Below are 15,050 nucleotides of genomic sequence, written 5' to 3'. Positions count from 1 at the left end.
TGGCCTTCACCGATGAAGGCATCGAGGAGGTCAAACTCCTCCTCGAAGAATATCATCGCGTCTCCCCATCGAAAGCTTGACCCTGCACCGCAGCGCTCATGGCCGCCGGACACGCACGTCTGCGGTCTTCACCGGACGGGTACCACGGACCTTGGGCTGAACATTGAAGAACAGGTGTGCTTGACATGGGCAGAAGTGACCGCATCCCGGGACGTCTAATGGCGCGAGATGCAGCTATTTGGGTTCCGTAGGCATGAGAGCCGTCGCAGCACACCGGGATGCGGGCTGCTTCGTCTCCGTGCGAGGCGCTGGAAATGATGATGAGGCTCTTCTGCAACATCTCATAACGCAGCTGTCGTCAAATCAAACACGCCTCTTGGACTGGCTGGGTGCATAGCTCATTGAACTCGATCATGTGTTGCTGGAGAAGACATGCTGGAAAAGTTCGAACGCTATCCGCTCACCTTTGGACCCACGCCTATCGAGAAGCTCGACCGCCTCGGCAAGCATCTGGGGGGCAAGGTGGAAATCTACGCCAAACGCGAGGACTGCAACTCCGGTCTCGCGTTCGGCGGAAACAAGCTGCGCAAGCTCGAATACATCATCCCGGACGCGATCGCGTCAGATGCCGATACGCTCGTCACCGTCGGCGGCGTGCAGTCCAATCATACGCGCATGGTCGCCGCTGTCGCCGCCAAGATCGGCATGAAATGTCTGCTGGTTCAGGAGAGCTGGGTACCCCATGAGGATGCCGTCTATGACCGGGTCGGCAATATTCTCCTGAGCCGCATCATGGGTGCAGAGGTGCGCCTGGTCGACGAGGGCTTTGACATCGGCATCCGCCACAGTTGGGAACAAGCGCTCTATGAGGTCAAGGCGAGGGGCGGCAGACCCTATGCGATACCAGCCGGGGCGTCTGTTCACCCGAATGGAGGCCTCGGTTATGTGGGATTCGCGGAGGAAGTGCGCGCCCAGGAAAAACAGCTTGGGTTTGCCTTCGACTACATCGTCGTTTGCACGGTCACGGGTTCAACGCATGCCGGCATGCTCGTCGGATTCGCCGAGGACGGTCGACAGCGCAATGTGGTCGGTATCGATGCCTCTGCCACCCCCGCCAAGACCAAGGCGCAGGTGCTAAAGATTGCCCAACGTACAGCGATGCTCGTTGAGCTCGGAACGGAACTCGTCGAGAACGACGTGGTGTTGCTCGAGGACTACGCCTACCCGCGTTATGGCATCCCGTCCGAGGAAACCAAGGAGGCGATCCGTCTGTGCGCGCGTCTCGAGGGCATGATTGCCGATCCCGTTTATGAAGGCAAATCAATGCAAGGCATGATCGACCTCGTCCAGAGAGGCTTCTTTCCAGAGGGGTCGAGAGTTCTCTACGCGAATCTCGGCGGCGCGCCGGCCATCAACGGTTACGGCTACACCTTTCGGAATGGCTGACGCGCGATAGCTCGCGCTGCCCGCCCAGCCGTGCTGGACAGGCCCACAGTGTCGTTAAGCGTTGAGCCGTAAGGCCGCGGGCCAATTTCGCGGACTCGACGATCTGGTGAATAACGTTCAGCGCGTCCCGCGCAGAGGGCGCGAGAATTCCAATTCCTTCCGGTACGATTGGCCGTATAGAAAGACACGAGGCCTGCGAGTTAGTGCTCCGCTGCCGCTCGTGAGCAAGGGGACGGAATCCAATCCGCCGGAGCAGGTGACGAGAGTTGAGCGAAGGCTGCGCCGGGAGATTCCTGCGCTCCCCGTATCCGCAGAGACAACTTCGGAACCGGAGAGAGTTTGATGTGTTGATGTGCCGGGGCAGAACAGGGCTCCCAGCCGGCCGGAAGCGCCGCCCAATGTGCGCTAACTTCTATTTCCTTTAGCGAAATGTGGGTAACGGCGGCAGGGGAGCGCCCCGCATTTCAAACACCCAAATGGCCGCCGATATTGCCGCCGCTTTTGGTGAGATCGCCGGCAGAAGCGGAAATTCAGTGCCCCGCGCATACGACCAACTCAGTCGGTGTTCCTTTCGCGCGTTCCTGTCCGCCACCGGGCGGACAGTTCCGGCCGCGCCGACGCCGGCGGTCGCCACCCGCGCTTGTTCGGTAAGCGCTCACAGGCCACGGCCTCTCCGGCAACGGGCCGGCGCCTCGCGCAATCCGGTTGGCGCTCAGGCAAGGCCCTTCGCTAGTTCCAACGCCTGCTGTTCGAAGAGGCGGCGATAAATGCCGCCATCGAGACCGATCAGCGCGGCATGATCGCCATCCTCGATGATGCGGCCACGATTGAAGACGAGCAGCCGATCGAGCGCGCGGACCGTCGACAGCCGGTGTGCGATGACAAGGGTGGTCCGACCAACCATCAACCGATCCATCGCTTTTTGAATGAGCATCTCGGATTCCGAATCTAGGCTCGATGTGGCTTCGTCCAGGATAAGGATCGGCGCGTTCGCGAGGAAGGCGCGCGCGATCGCTACCCGCTGGCGCTCGCCGCCGGAGAGCTTCACGCCTCGTTCGCCGACCAATGTCCCATAGCCTTTCGGCAGGGGCGCGATGAATTCGTGCGCACAGGCCAGCCCTGCCGCGTGCTCGATCTCGGCCTGGCTCGCGCCAGGCCGGCCATACGCGATGTTCTCGGCAAGCGACCTGTGGAAAAGGATCGGCTCCTGCTGCACGATTGCGATTTGCGAACGAAGCGACTCTTGGGTCACCTCGGAGACGTCCTGGCCGTCTATCAGGATCCGGCCGCCGCTCAGGTCGTAGAGTCTCTGGACGAGCTTCACGAATGTTGTCTTGCCGGAACCGGAGGGACCAACCAACCCGACCCTTTCGCCAGCCTCAATCGACAGCGAACATTCGCTGTAGAGCGGCCGGGGATGGTTGCCGTAGCGGAAATGGACGTTCTCGAAATCGATGCGGCCACTCGTGATCCGGATCGGCTTGGCCTCTGGACGATCGGCAACACCCAGCTGCTGATTGTGGATGGCTACCAGTTCTTCCATATCATTAACCGAGCGCTGCACGTTCCGGACATGCATGCCGGCATCACGCAGATAGCCATGTAGGATGATGAAGGACGTGAGAACATATGCTATCTGGCCCGGCGTTACCTGTCCGTGAGACCACAGAAGCAGGGCATATCCGATCACCGCCACCCTGAGCGCAACCAAAGTGATGCCTTGGGTTGAGCCGATGATCGTTCCGCGCACCCAAGTCCGGCGCGTGCGGTGCCGCCATTTGGTCATGATATTTGCGAGCCGCTCGTCTTCGCGGATCTCGGCGCCGAAGGCTTTGACCACAGCGTTGCAGCTGACCGCATCCGCAAGCGCGCCGCCGAGCTTTGTGTCCCATCTGTTAGCAAGGCTCGCCGCCGGCGCAACATAGCTGAGCGACAGCGAAATCGAAATTGCAAGGTAGATGAGAGAGCCGCAAGCAAAGATCACGCCCATGACCAGCCAGTGCCAGCCGAGCACTGCCGTCGAACCTATAAGAATGATAAAGGACGGGAACAGCGCGAGTAGTATAGTGCTGTTTAGGAGGTCCAGCGCCGACATGCCGCGCGTTATCTTGCGCACTGTCGAGCCGGCGAAGCTGTTCGCATGCCAGTCTGTCGAAAAGCGCTGGACGTGATGGAACGCTTCGTTCGCGACATCGGACATCATCTTCAGCAAAAGCTCGGTAATGCCAATGAAGGCGATGTGGCGCATGGCAATGGCACCGAGCGCTAGCGCAATCGTTATAGAGGAAGCTTCAAGAGCCAAATCCCAACCTGCTTCCACAGTAGCGCCGCGGGCAACAGCATCGATGAGACGGCCCGAATAGATCGGCATCAGCACGTCAGCCAGCGTGGAGGCGAGCATCGCGGTCATGATGATCGCGAGCCGGGCCGGCTGCCTGTTCCAGTGGCGGACAGTGAAGCCGAGAACGCCAGGAGAAGTGGCGCCGCGCAGATGGACGTGGAAATGATTCATTATTTTAAAACGGGCGCATCAACACGCTCGGTCCCAAGGAAGTTGCATGAAAAAACTTGGATTGCCGAAATCGACCGCAACAGCATCAATTTCGGTGGGCAGCCCTGCCGCCTCGTAAAGGTGAGCTTCAAAATACGTGCCAACTGAGCGGAAACAGCTTCAAAAAAAACCTCTTCATGTTGGACAACGTGACAACGTTTCAATCGGGTCAGCCTCGAGTCAACCGAACACCATTGTCACGGACTAGCCAAACCGATGGAGGGCGGAAACGAACCGCCGATGTTATCGACAGATTTTCTAATCTTATTCCTCTCCGTGCCACAAGAAGAGCCTGTATGGCGATCATCGCGTGGTGCAAAACGTTGCCTCTATTGAACTGAGGATCAGTGGTATTGCAGTTTTCTTGTCGTTATAGCTGCGAAAGCGCGTTGAGACATAGCCATCTGCATCCACGGCTTTATTCCGATCAGAGACTTGGTTTGTAATTGTGTTATCCATCATGGGTTCCGTTGCCAGCGCATGATGGGTCAGTAGAGCGAGGCGTCTCAATCTGTTGAACGCCCTGTGGAGTTCGCCCCAGGATCACGCCTGCTATCGAGATCGACTGGCCATCGCCCGACGGGGGCCATCCGGATCATCCTTCTGGAGGAACCACTCGCTCTTCAATGTCTGTAGATCGTCATAACCCTCTTGAAGAAGGTAAGCGCTCATTTCCCCGCACGTTGACGGCCCTTGCAACAACTGATCGCTTTAAGACGGACGCGTCGGGTCAGGCTGCGGCGGCTTTGAGGAAGTTGAAGGGCAGGAGATCGTCGATAGCCCCGTTCTCAGGGCGCTGAGGCAGTTGGGTGAGGACGTGGCGCAACCACGCTAACGGCTCGATGCCACAGGCGCGGCAGGTCAGCATCAAGCTGTAGACGATGGCGCTGGCCTTGGCTCCGTCGACGGTATCGCTGAACAACCAACTCTTCCTGCCGGTAGCAAAAATCCTGATGTCGCGCTCCAGAAGATTGTTGTCGATCGGCATGCCGCCGTTCTCGGTGTAACGCGTCAGATATTGCCATTGGTTGAGGGTGTAGGAGACGGCATCGCCGAGCTTGCTGTCCGGCAAGACCTTCGGGGCGATGTCGGTCCCGCGCCAGCCTTTCAACCCGGTAGAGCTGTTCGAAGAACCGGAGCGCCTGTTCCGGCGGCCCGCCGCCCTTCTTTCTCGCTTTGAGCGCGTCGACGAAGCGTCATAGATGCGGGACAGATGCTTTTCGCTCGAGCCGATCACCCAGTGACCCAGAGCGCCGCGGCTGACAGGAACACCCGCGCGCTCGAAGGCCTGCGCCAGGCGGTAGAGCGGTGTGCCGTGCCTTGAAGCTGCGGCTCAGATCGCAGCCCCTCATCCATGGCGACGAGACGACTGTTCAGGTGCTGAAGGAAAAGGATCGAGAGGCCGCCAGCACCTCGTACATGTGGGCATACCGGAGCGGCCAGGACAGTGATGAGCCGATCGTGCTGCTCGATTATCAGCCTGGCCGCGGCCAGATACACCCGCAGGCCTTCCTCGGCGATTACCGCGGCATAGTGATGAGCGACGGCTATTCCGCCTGGCGCACGCTGGAAGGGGCAACGCATCTTGGATGCATGGCCCATTCCAGGCGGCGTCGAGCCATACCTTGAGAGCATTGAGGATGGGAACACTATGTTGCTGGCGGAAGCGGCGAAAGCATTCGGCCTGTGTTTCACCCTTCTCCAGTATTCCGATACTTATGAACGAGCGCGAAGGCCAGCGTCGAAGCCGTGGCGATGCTGCCCGGCAAGGGTTGTGCGGGCATCGGCGCGGTCACGACCGGCGTGTTGATGCCGGTACGCTCACAATGGCGGCAGGCATATTTGAACCGCACATTCTGCAGGACCTTCGCCTTCACCTCGATATGAAGCTGCTCGGTAATGGTCTCGCCCATGCGATGCATCTGGTGACGGCAGCAAGGACAAGCCTTCTGGTCGTCGGGAAGGTCATACTCGACGCGCTCGCGCGGCAGGTTTTCCGGCAAGGCCTTGCGGCCGCGCTTCTTTCCCGTCGCCCCTTCGGTCGCCGGCAAGCCCGTGTCCGGCAGGGCAACGACATGGTCATCTTCGCCGTCGGCGGCGTCCTCATCCGCGGCCTGTTCGGCTTCGTTGAAGAGGCGGTCACTATGCTTTTCGCTCTTCGGCGCAAAACGATGCAGTCGTGCAAGCACCAGCTCTTCCTCGAGTTTGACGACGCGTTCGGTGAGGTGACGGTTCTGCGCCTGCAGCGCAGCAATACGCGCCATCAACGCTTCAACAGTCGGTTCGCCGGGTCGATTCATCAGATTCTTGAATCGAAAGCATACCGCAGCGTCAACCGCTCAATTCGAGAGCCCTCAACCGGCAACCTGATATTGCCGCGCCGGATGGCGGACCATCGCATCGATGTCGATGCCGTCGAGGATCCAGTGCAATTGCTCGGTCGTAAGCATGATCACCGCTGCCTCCCGGCGCGGCCACCGGAACTTGTCCTCGGTCAGCCGCTTCAGGACCAGCACAAAGCCGGACCGATCGAAGAACAGGAGCTTCATCCGGTCGCGACGGCGATTGCAGAACGCAAAAACCGCCGGAGCAAACGGATCGAGCGCCGTCGTCTCCTGGACCAGAACCGCGAGGCTGTTGATGCCGGCCCGGAAGTCGATCGGCTCGCGGTGCAGGTAGACTTTCAGGTCAGCGCCCAGTCTGAACATGACCCAGTGCTCCGATGGTCGCCGTCAACGCATCCACATCACCGCATTCCAGCGTCAACTTCACGCCGTTCGGCAGCGACGCGCTCACCTTGGCTGGAGAGGAAAAAGGCGCAGTCCTTTTCGATGCCGACCCACGCGCCCCATCGCAAGTCCCCGGCAAAGCCACCGCAGCCATGCTGCTCTGTCGCAGCAAGGCCCGATCGGAAGTGCTTTCAATCTGGACCGGGATGAACGCCGGTGGTGAGGACGGCGGGAGGGACTGGGTCTCCGCGCGCTTCTTTATCCACTTCCGAAGAAGGTTCGCATTGACCCCATGTTCGAGCGCGAGCCTCGATACCGACACGCCAGGCTCAAGGCAGGCCGAGACAAGACGCTCCTTCGATGCGGGGTCGTATCGGCGTCGCCCGTCCCGACCGACAAGCCTCACCCGCAGTTTCTGCTCATCTTCTTCCATCACTTGGTGTCCACCTATTTTGGTGGACACCTTGTGCATCAGAGCACTCAACAGCAAAAGGTGCGTAGAAATTCGCGCTTACTGAAGAAGAATCGACTACGTTCTCACATTCAGATAGAGGCAGGCGCCCTCATTGCAGCTCGCGACTGATGCTAATGACCCGAGTTCGCGGGGGTAATCCAACTGGCGAGCGGTTCAGCTGCGTTAATCTCGAAGCGCGGGGAGGGGCGCGGTCACCCGTTGCGGGTTGGGCGTCGCTCCAGCGAAATACTCCCCGGCTTCCCCTTGCCAACTCCGCACGAATAGTGGGGGGTACTTCCCGCCCTGCTGGCGCCAGCCCCTTCGGTCCACAACCGTTTTCAGTAAGGCACCCGATTTTCGCGCCTCTGTGTGCAACGTGATCTGACCCACCACCCTTAAGTGCTCTCATAAGAGCACGCGTGAGGCCAGTCGGGTCGACCAAAGGCGTTGCGCTGGACGGTTACGAACAAACACGAAACCTTCCGACATCTTCTGTCGGGTTTGTCGGGTCCGCCACGCAACGCTGTTTTTCCTGTTTGCGCCAGGTTAAGTAGCTGAAAAGCAGCCCAAAAATTCTTCTTCCAACGATCTAGTCAGATCGGCACAAATTTTGAAGCCTTGGGTGAGAGGCGCCGAGAGCTGCCGACCGGCGTTCATGTCGCGGCAACTTCGATGGATGGAACGGGGGAAGGAAAGGAATGTCAGAGTCTGCGTCACGTCGTATTTTTCGGGAAGGGTCGGCAAGTCCAGCACGTCCCAAAGTAGGCTTGGCTCTATGTGGGATTGAGCGGAATCGGGACGAAATGCGTCTAATAGACAAACAATAGTGTTCCTGCGACGTGAGAAGAATAAAACGAGATATATATCCATAATTCTTGCAATCGATGAGGGAAAAAGTAGAGTGTATCTCTGTGACAGAGCTAGAACTATTCCTCATTCCCGTAATATATAGAAGGAATTTCCATGCCGTTACCGCGCGTAGACAAAAGAGCGTCTATCTTGACAGACGATATATGGTGCGCAAGACTACTCAATGCCCGCAATGTAAGCGTTCTCGTCACCGGTGAAGATAAGGGCCGTGGCGTATTCGCTGCTCGCGATTTCTCACCGGGCGAGGTTGTTATCGTTGGGCTGCTTGACCGACTGGAAAGAATTCGGACGACAAACTCGATCCAACTGGACTGGGATATCCATGCTCTCTTTGAGGAGCCGGCTGTCCTTGTGAATCATTCTTGTGATCCCAACTTAGCAATCGTGCCTAATCGGTTTGGAGCCTACGACTTTATTGCTAGTCAGGAGATTATTTCTGGTGTCGAAGTGACGTGGGACTACGCCGCCTCGGAGATCGAGTGCATCGGGGTCTCAGTCTGTCTTTGTTCGGCGGCAAATTGCCGACGTGCAGCCGGAGGCTTCTCAACGTTGCCTCCTGATCATCCAATGCTCGTGTCGGGATTCTACGCACCGTACCTGAAGAAGCCTTGGCCCAGTAGTCGAGGAAGATAAGACCATTCCGAACTTTGTCGGAACTTGGACCCGCCGACCCACAGATGTAACCGGCACTGTCACGCACTCCTCTAGGTGGTGCGTCGAGCAACTCGCCTAAGGAGCGCGAAATGGAACCGCAGATGCGAGACTTTTTTGCAGAGTGCGATAAGGCGCCGCGATTGAATGAGATGGCCGATTTTTTTTCGGCAACCGCTGCGGCACGATCAGGAGTTCCGATCAAAATGCCCAGCGTTGATGCGCGCCTTTTCCAGGGGGACATGTCATTGGAAAGCTTCACCGGCGTACATAGCCAGCTCTGGGGCCGTTTCGACCCTCATTATTTTGGCAGTATCCCTTATCGCCTTGAGGAGGCGGTTCGCCTTGGTGATGCCCTCTTACGATATGGATTGGCTATTGGGCATGATGAAAACCCCGCTCGCTTCTATGTACTGGGGGACGCCGAAGGAACACTTGCCCGCACGCTAGGGCGGTTGGGTAACGGCAAGATTCAAACTCTTTCGTGCAGCCCTAATAAGGAAAACGAAGAGAGCTTCTTTCTCCACGGACAACCCGCCCATGCAACTTTCTTCCTCGGTCCATTCCACCACCTCACGAGGAGCAGAGTAGAGTCGACGCCAAGTTTAAAGCATTTTTCCGACAGATTCGACATCATCTTGGAGGACACGACGTTCCAAATGTATTCGTCCAATCGAAAGGAGCAGATTGGCTTTGTGAAACGACACTTGAAAGACGACGGGATATTCCTTTTCTTGGAAAAATTCAGGCAAATTGAAAACGACGAATACCTGCGCCGTGAGCTTCAAAAAGACCACGGATATAAGGCGCGTTTCTTCAAACCGGAGGAAATCAAAAGTAAGAATGAAGTAATTCTTGAAAAGATGAATCTCAACGAGACAACACTAGATGATATGTCAGAAGCATTGGTCGAGTATTTCAAATACGGATGCGTGACGTGGAATTGCGGCAATTTCCACACCCTTGCTGCTAGCAACAACGCGGACAATCTGCGGCGCCTAATTTCGTCGATGGCCCCGCCCTGCATTCCAAACGAATATGTCTACATGGAAGCTCCCGGTCCGCTGCCGGGCTTAACCGTGGAACTACCACCATTCCGACACTTGGGGCGTCCACCAGATGAGTGAAGCCGCTCGTGGAACCGATGCTCCTGCCGTGTGATCCATTTACTACGGTGCGCTTTCTTGCCGGCACGGTTGCGCGTCCAACATCGGCACGCATTAGTATCTCACGTGCTGGTTTCAGGCCAATTTGAGGCAGCTAGTCGTTCTGGGTCGGTTGTATGTGCCGGTTCCTTACCACCCATTACGCACGCGGGCCGGGCGGGTGGCGCCCGGCCTTGGATGGTGACTTTGGCGATCGTCCAACGTTCGCGTTCGCCTTATGCGAAGTCGTACTATTGGGTGAACTCTGCAACGTCGCCGAATCTTGATCGAAGTATGGGAAGCCATAATCACTCGTCGACACCGTAAACCTTGCTTCAAGTCACGGGATGAAATGCAATGGAATCGTCGTCTCCAAGGCCCGTAGCCGAAGCGTTGGTGTGGCTTGAGTCGTACATTTCGCGGTACTCGACACTTCCAACGGGTGCGTATGCGCATGCCGTTTATGACGCAAAGCCAGCCGCTGCCGATCCTGTCCGTATGCACGCCTTGGAGCAGATGGAACTGCTACTTGCCGATCGCGCCTTACGTTTGGGTTATGGGCATCAGCCGATTGAAGAACTCGGCAAGCAGCTTCGCAGCCGACCGGTCATTCAGACCGGTCCACATTGTCATCTGATTTTTGAACCCGATGCGTTCTACACACACATCTTTAGTGCCGCGGGCCTTCGCTCACATAACGACAGCTGGTATGTGTGCTATTCGGCTTCGACTGTAAAATTCACCGAAAGCGCCAAGAAAGGGCCCGGTTGGTTGCGAATGGGTGATCGAACCCTCAATGTATTCGGATTGTCGCGCAGCAAAATGGATCCATTCAGTATTTGCGGCCGTCACGCACAACAGCGGTTTGCACTGACGAGTTCCGAACAGCCGACCGCCGCTCATCAATTGGTCGAGCAATTGCAAAAGGCCTTACCAAATGGCGAGTTTCCTTCGGCCGCCGATGCTATCAAGGCAGCCAATCAGAGCCTCTGGCGCCGCTTCTGCGGATCGAACCTACAGCTACTGCAAATCGACGATCTGGACGTGGCAGACCTTGTTGCCCAGCATCTGCGCGAGCCGTCCTCATGGCTTTCGTCAACGCTGTTTGGACAAGGCTCTTTTGCGAAAAGCCTGCTTACTCATTTGAGGTCGTTTGATTGCGGCCAATGGGCCGGCTGGGCGAAGATGACAACCGACTTCTTTTGGCATTTGTCAGGGGGGCGCATCTTTCCCCTGCGACTGCACGGTGACGTGTTTTTGAACGCAGGCGGGACCTTCTCGCTGCGATGCGCACCTGACGCGCTTCTCAAATCCTTGGATGAGCGTGAGATCATACCGAGTCTGTTCCTGTCATTCTTGGTGATGTCAATACTTCCTGGACTGCGGGTGCTCGGCGGCAGTCGCCAGATCGTCTACTATCCAATTATGCGCCATGCCTTCTTGTCTGCCCTCGCCGACTTTCCGTCACCTGCAAATCATAGCCTATCCGCCTCGCTGAGGTCCGATGAAGAGCCAAGTATGTGGGGGCATCGCACGATCTCGCCTAGCCGCATCGATCCGTTCAGTCTTATCGCGCAGCGTGGTTCCCGTTTTGAGCAGTTGATCGACTGCTATGGCGCGATGCCATTGAATCAGGCGTGGGGCAGCTTACTGGCGTTCGCCTGCGATCCTCTTTGGCAAACCCTGTGCGAGCGGCTTGCAACGAAACAGTTTTCGAGGGCTCGCCCAATTTGGCTGGTTGGCGCTAAGAGTCCTCTCTGATTGGGGTCGTTTTGGTCAAGATGCTCCTGCACTTATTTCTGGACCGTTCCGTGGGTCACTCGCTTCTCTTCGCGGTCAGCGCTTGGGCCGCCGCATGATGGGGTCAGGAGAGCGAGGCGTCTCAATCTGTTTCACGACCTTGCCGCGCTTGGGCCGGCAGGTTCGGGACTCTCAACGAGATCGCCTCGCCCATCGTCCCCAGGTAACGATCCGCATCGCCCTTTCGGGCGAAGGCTTTGTTCGTGTTGCTTGCTCCTCGATCTGTCTCAGTTCTTGCGGCCAGGTGAACAGGCTCCTTTCCAAAGCGGAACTCGGTCGCGTCGGCCCACATGCGATGCAGAATGACGGCCAGTTTGCGGGCGACCGCGACCCGGGCTCGTGCCATGCCGCGCCGCCTGGCGATGTTCATGCCCCATGCTCTGAGGCTCGACCGCTTCTTTGATCGCACCAGCAGCGTGTGGGCCGCCTCATAAAGCGCGGTGCGTGCAAGTTCGTCGCCGCATCGGCTGACCTTTCCCTGGATGTCGGTTTCGCCGGACTGGTAGCGTGCCGGCGTCAGTCCCAGATGCGCCCCCACCGCCTGCGACGAGCCGAACCGCTCAGGCCGGTCGATCGTGGCGCGGAAGGCGAGCGCGGGGATCGGCCCGACGCCCGGCGCGCTCTTCAGCCGCCGGCAGACTTCTTCATTGCGGACGATGTCGAGAACCTGCTTCGTCAGGCGAGCGAACTCTCTCAACATGACACCGAGGATTGCAAGCAGCGGCTCGACCATCGCCATCACCTCGGCGTCAGCGCCCGTCAACTCACGCACGCGGCCGGCAAACGCGCTGCGCGACGGCAGGCCCAGCTTGACGCCGGCCTCGCGCAGGATCGCCCGCACTACGTTCTCGATCGAACGCATCTCGTTCAGCACCGTGCGGCGGGCAACCAGCAGCGAACGCCACAGCCGGCACTGCCTGCTCTTGACATGCACCTGCCGATACCAGCCAGTGCGCATGATCTGCGCCAGCGCGCGGGCGTCATTGCGGTCGGTCTTGTTGGGCATCGTCTTCATCGCCGCGTTGGCCTGCCGCGTCTCGATGCAGGTCGCCGGCAAGCCTTCGGCGTGTAGTCCATCGTGAAGCCAGGCCGTCAGCGAGCACGCTTCCAGGCCGATCCGCTCAAGCGGCAAGCCGGTCCCCTTCAGCGCGTCACACAATGCCTGCGGATCGCTCAACGCTCTCGCCTCCTTCACGATCCGGCCAGTCTCCTCGACAATGCAAATAGAGGTCTCTTCCAAAGACACGTCCAGTCCGGCAAAGTACTTCATGGCTGCTCCTTCCAAATGTTTGTGGCGACTCACATCGACCACGTTTTCACATTTCGACAGGAGCAGCCGCCATGATCTGGCTCGGTCGAGACCCCAATCACCCCATCTGTTTTGAAATTCACGGATGAGCGTTTCGGCGGATGAGATTGCCGCCCATTGCGACAAGGATCATGGCGTGAGAGACGTCGATGCGCTGCTCGTAGTCGCGCACGAGGCGGCGCCATCGGGTCATCCAGCCGAAGGTCCGCTCGACGACCCAGCGGCGGGGTAAGACTTCGAAGCCCTTCTGGTCGTCGGATCGACGGATGATTTCGACCACGAAGTCGAGATAGGTGGCTTTGTCCATGAGCTTCAGCCGGTCATAGGCGCCGTCGGCGAACAGATGCTTGACCCAAGGCCAGCGCTTGCGGATACCATCCAGGATCGCCTGAGCACCGGCACTGTCGGAGATATCGGCGGTGGTGAGGTTGACCATCAACAGCCGTCCATCCGTATCGACGGCAATGTGTCGCTTGCGGCCGACGATCTTCTTGCCGGCGCCGTGAACTTGAGAGACGTTCTTGGCGATATCCAATCCAATCGTGATAACTTGCATGCGGACGGTTCCTTCCCTCTGATGGTCCTTTGACAACGCCTTCTTGGCACATTGCGATGCCGCTGGGTCGGGGGCCGTCCACCCCATCAAGCTGTGGATGTGGACAGAGAAGAGCCGTGGCCGGATGGCCCAGATTGCCAAGAAGACCAAGCGCTACCCGTCTGATTTGACGGACGAGGAGTGGGAGCAGTTCGCACCGCTGATGCCCAAGCCTGGGCGTCGCGGGCGTCCGCGCGAGGTTGATTTCCGGGAAGTGGTCAACGCGGTGCGCTACCTGGTCCGCTCCGGTTGCGGTTGGCGGATGCTGCCGATCCATTTCGGACCCTGGCAGATGGTCTACGGCTGGTTCCGCGAGTTGGCGAGGCGCTTTCTTTTTCAGACCATCCACGACGTGGCGCTGATGCTGGATCGCGAGCGAGCTGGGCGCGAGGCCAGTCCCACGGCTGGCGTGATCGACAGCCAGTCGGTCAAGGCTCCGCAAGCTGAAACAAGGGGTTACGACGTCGATAATGCTGGAAACGCGGTGCTCCGTCGAAAAGTTCGGCGCGATCAGCTTATCCCGTTGCTTCGCGATATGCAGCCGTGCCTCATCGGCATGGAGGCCTGCGCGACGGCGCACCATTGGGCGCGGGAGCTGATTGCACTCGGGCATGTGGTCAAGTTGATGCCGCCGGCTTACGTAAAGGCCTACGTCAAGCGCAACAAGAACGATGCGGCCGACGCGGAAGCGATCTGCGAGGCGGTGACGCGACCGACAATGCGGTTCGTGGCTGTCAATGCGGATGCCCAGAGCATTCTGATGCTTCATCGGGCTCGCCACCTCTTGGTTCGGCAGCGCACAGCGCAAATCAGCGCGATGCGGGCGCATCTGGCCGAATATGGCGTCGTCGCACCGAAGGGCCGGGCCCATGTCCGTGGTCTAATTGAAGCTCTTGACAAGGGCGATGGGCCGCTCCCCGCGATGGCGCGACAGGTTCTTATCCTCCTCGCCCGAACGATCGAGGGGCTTGGCGCGCAAATCCGGAAGATCGAGATCGAGCTTCTGGCGTGGTATCGCACGAACCAGGTTTGCCGGCGGCTTTCAACCATTCCCGGAATTGGGTTCATCACGGCGACCGCCCTCGCTGCCACCGTCGTCGACGCAAACGCCGACGACGAGGAGATGCCGTAAATAGCGATCTCCCATCTTCGAGATTCCTCCCATTCTGTCTTTGCCACCGGAGGAATGTTGTTTTGGAACAAGGCCCAGCCAAGCAGCGAATTGACGACCGGAGCGGAAGACCATGAATGAACCTGACCGCTTCAGTATTGCCATTGTCAGAATCTTCTTGCTCAACGGGGGCCGTCCACACATGAATCATAACCCAGCCTCAGACGGAACCCCCATGCCAGCCGATTTTCAAAACGGTCTCTAAGCGGTCAGATCGGAAGTGACTCGTGTTTCTCGTTGACCTTTGGCCTTTGATCCTAGGCAAGAGCTCACTCAGCTCTGGCACTCCTAGGCCATTGGGGCATCGATATCTCTCTTGGGCGCTATTG

At 58.4% G+C, this 15,050-nt stretch carries 10 protein-coding genes and 4 pseudogenes; 6 read left to right on the top strand and 8 right to left on the bottom strand.

Translation table 11 applies throughout. The features are described 5' to 3' along the window. Window positions 1-432 precede the first annotated feature (432 nt). Window positions 433-1,446, top strand: a complete 1,014-nt coding sequence (locus NKI73_RS22675; RefSeq protein WP_023784655.1) for a 1-aminocyclopropane-1-carboxylate deaminase — start codon at window positions 433-435, stop codon at window positions 1,444-1,446. Window positions 1,447-2,158: 712 nt separating this feature from the next. On the opposite strand, the gene NKI73_RS22670 is transcribed toward NKI73_RS22675, so the two are convergent. Both NKI73_RS22670 and NKI73_RS22665 read right to left on the bottom strand, forming a co-directional pair. Beyond that, window positions 2,159-3,958 (bottom strand): ABC transporter ATP-binding protein, encoded by a 1,800-nt coding sequence (locus NKI73_RS22670; protein ID WP_023784656.1) that lies wholly within the window; start codon window positions 3,956-3,958, stop codon window positions 2,159-2,161. A 769-nt stretch (window positions 3,959-4,727) separates the two neighbouring features. Continuing rightward, on the bottom strand, window positions 4,728-5,234 hold the full coding sequence (locus NKI73_RS22665) for an IS66 family transposase (RefSeq protein WP_352633037.1): 507 nt from the start codon (window positions 5,232-5,234) through the stop codon (window positions 4,728-4,730). A gap of 80 nt (window positions 5,235-5,314) precedes the next feature. Here NKI73_RS22665 and NKI73_RS22655 point away from each other — a divergent pair. Further along, window positions 5,315-5,608, top strand: a pseudogene (locus tag NKI73_RS22655) (IS66 family transposase); the annotation flags it as partial. Window positions 5,609-5,688: 80 nt separating this feature from the next. On the opposite strand, the gene NKI73_RS22650 reads toward NKI73_RS22655, so the two are convergent. The 3 genes from NKI73_RS22650 to tnpA form a co-directional block, all read right to left on the bottom strand. Next, window positions 5,689-6,261, bottom strand: coding sequence for a transposase domain-containing protein (locus NKI73_RS22650; protein WP_502909589.1), 573 nt, complete (start codon window positions 6,259-6,261; stop codon window positions 5,689-5,691). Between the two features lie 90 nt (window positions 6,262-6,351). Then, window positions 6,352-6,705 (bottom strand): IS66 family insertion sequence element accessory protein TnpB, encoded by a 354-nt coding sequence (gene tnpB, locus NKI73_RS22645; protein ID WP_352633036.1) that lies wholly within the window; start codon window positions 6,703-6,705, stop codon window positions 6,352-6,354. Next, window positions 6,686-7,159, bottom strand: coding sequence for an IS66-like element accessory protein TnpA (tnpA, locus tag NKI73_RS22640; protein ID WP_031241599.1), 474 nt, complete (start codon window positions 7,157-7,159; stop codon window positions 6,686-6,688). The genes tnpB and tnpA overlap by 20 nt, the downstream gene beginning before the upstream one ends. A 984-nt stretch (window positions 7,160-8,143) precedes the next feature. On the opposite strand from tnpA, the gene NKI73_RS22635 reads away from it, so the two are divergent. The 3 genes from NKI73_RS22635 to NKI73_RS22625 all read left to right on the top strand — a co-directional run bounded on the left by NKI73_RS22635 (window position 8,144) and on the right by NKI73_RS22625 (window position 11,607). Continuing rightward, a complete protein-coding gene (locus NKI73_RS22635) occupies window positions 8,144-8,683 on the top strand; it encodes an SET domain-containing protein-lysine N-methyltransferase (protein ID WP_352633035.1) in 540 nt (179 codons plus the stop codon). 110 nt (window positions 8,684-8,793) lie between these two features. After that, window positions 8,794-9,828: a class I SAM-dependent methyltransferase gene (locus NKI73_RS22630; protein WP_352633034.1), complete on the top strand. Its 1,035-nt coding sequence runs from the start codon at window positions 8,794-8,796 to the stop codon at window positions 9,826-9,828. A gap of 534 nt (window positions 9,829-10,362) precedes the next feature. After that, window positions 10,363-11,607: a hypothetical protein gene (locus NKI73_RS22625; protein WP_352633033.1), complete on the top strand. Its 1,245-nt coding sequence runs from the start codon at window positions 10,363-10,365 to the stop codon at window positions 11,605-11,607. A 289-nt stretch (window positions 11,608-11,896) separates the two neighbouring features. Here the strand turns inward: NKI73_RS22625 and NKI73_RS22620 are convergent. Beyond that, a pseudogene (locus NKI73_RS22620) lies at window positions 11,897-12,916 on the bottom strand (IS110 family RNA-guided transposase); the annotation flags it as partial. Between the two features lie 118 nt (window positions 12,917-13,034). Continuing rightward, a pseudogene (locus NKI73_RS22615) lies at window positions 13,035-13,460 on the bottom strand (IS5 family transposase); the annotation flags it as partial. 148 nt (window positions 13,461-13,608) lie between these two features. Between NKI73_RS22615 and NKI73_RS22610 the strand changes: the two are divergent. Then, window positions 13,609-14,682 (top strand): IS110 family RNA-guided transposase, encoded by a 1,074-nt coding sequence (locus NKI73_RS22610; RefSeq protein WP_198030288.1) that lies wholly within the window; start codon window positions 13,609-13,611, stop codon window positions 14,680-14,682. Here the strand turns inward: NKI73_RS22610 and NKI73_RS22605 are convergent. Further along, a pseudogene (locus NKI73_RS22605) lies at window positions 14,659-14,790 on the bottom strand (transposase); the annotation flags it as partial. The gene NKI73_RS22610 and the pseudogene NKI73_RS22605 overlap by 24 nt on opposite strands. Window positions 14,791-15,050 lie beyond the last annotated feature (260 nt).

Origin of the sequence: Mesorhizobium sp. M0496 (genome assembly GCF_040321205.1) — a bacterium.
Lineage (GTDB): Bacteria > Pseudomonadota > Alphaproteobacteria > Rhizobiales > Rhizobiaceae > Mesorhizobium.
The sequence above is the reverse complement of the archived record's forward strand: the minus strand, read 5'-3'. Positions and strand labels throughout refer to the sequence as shown.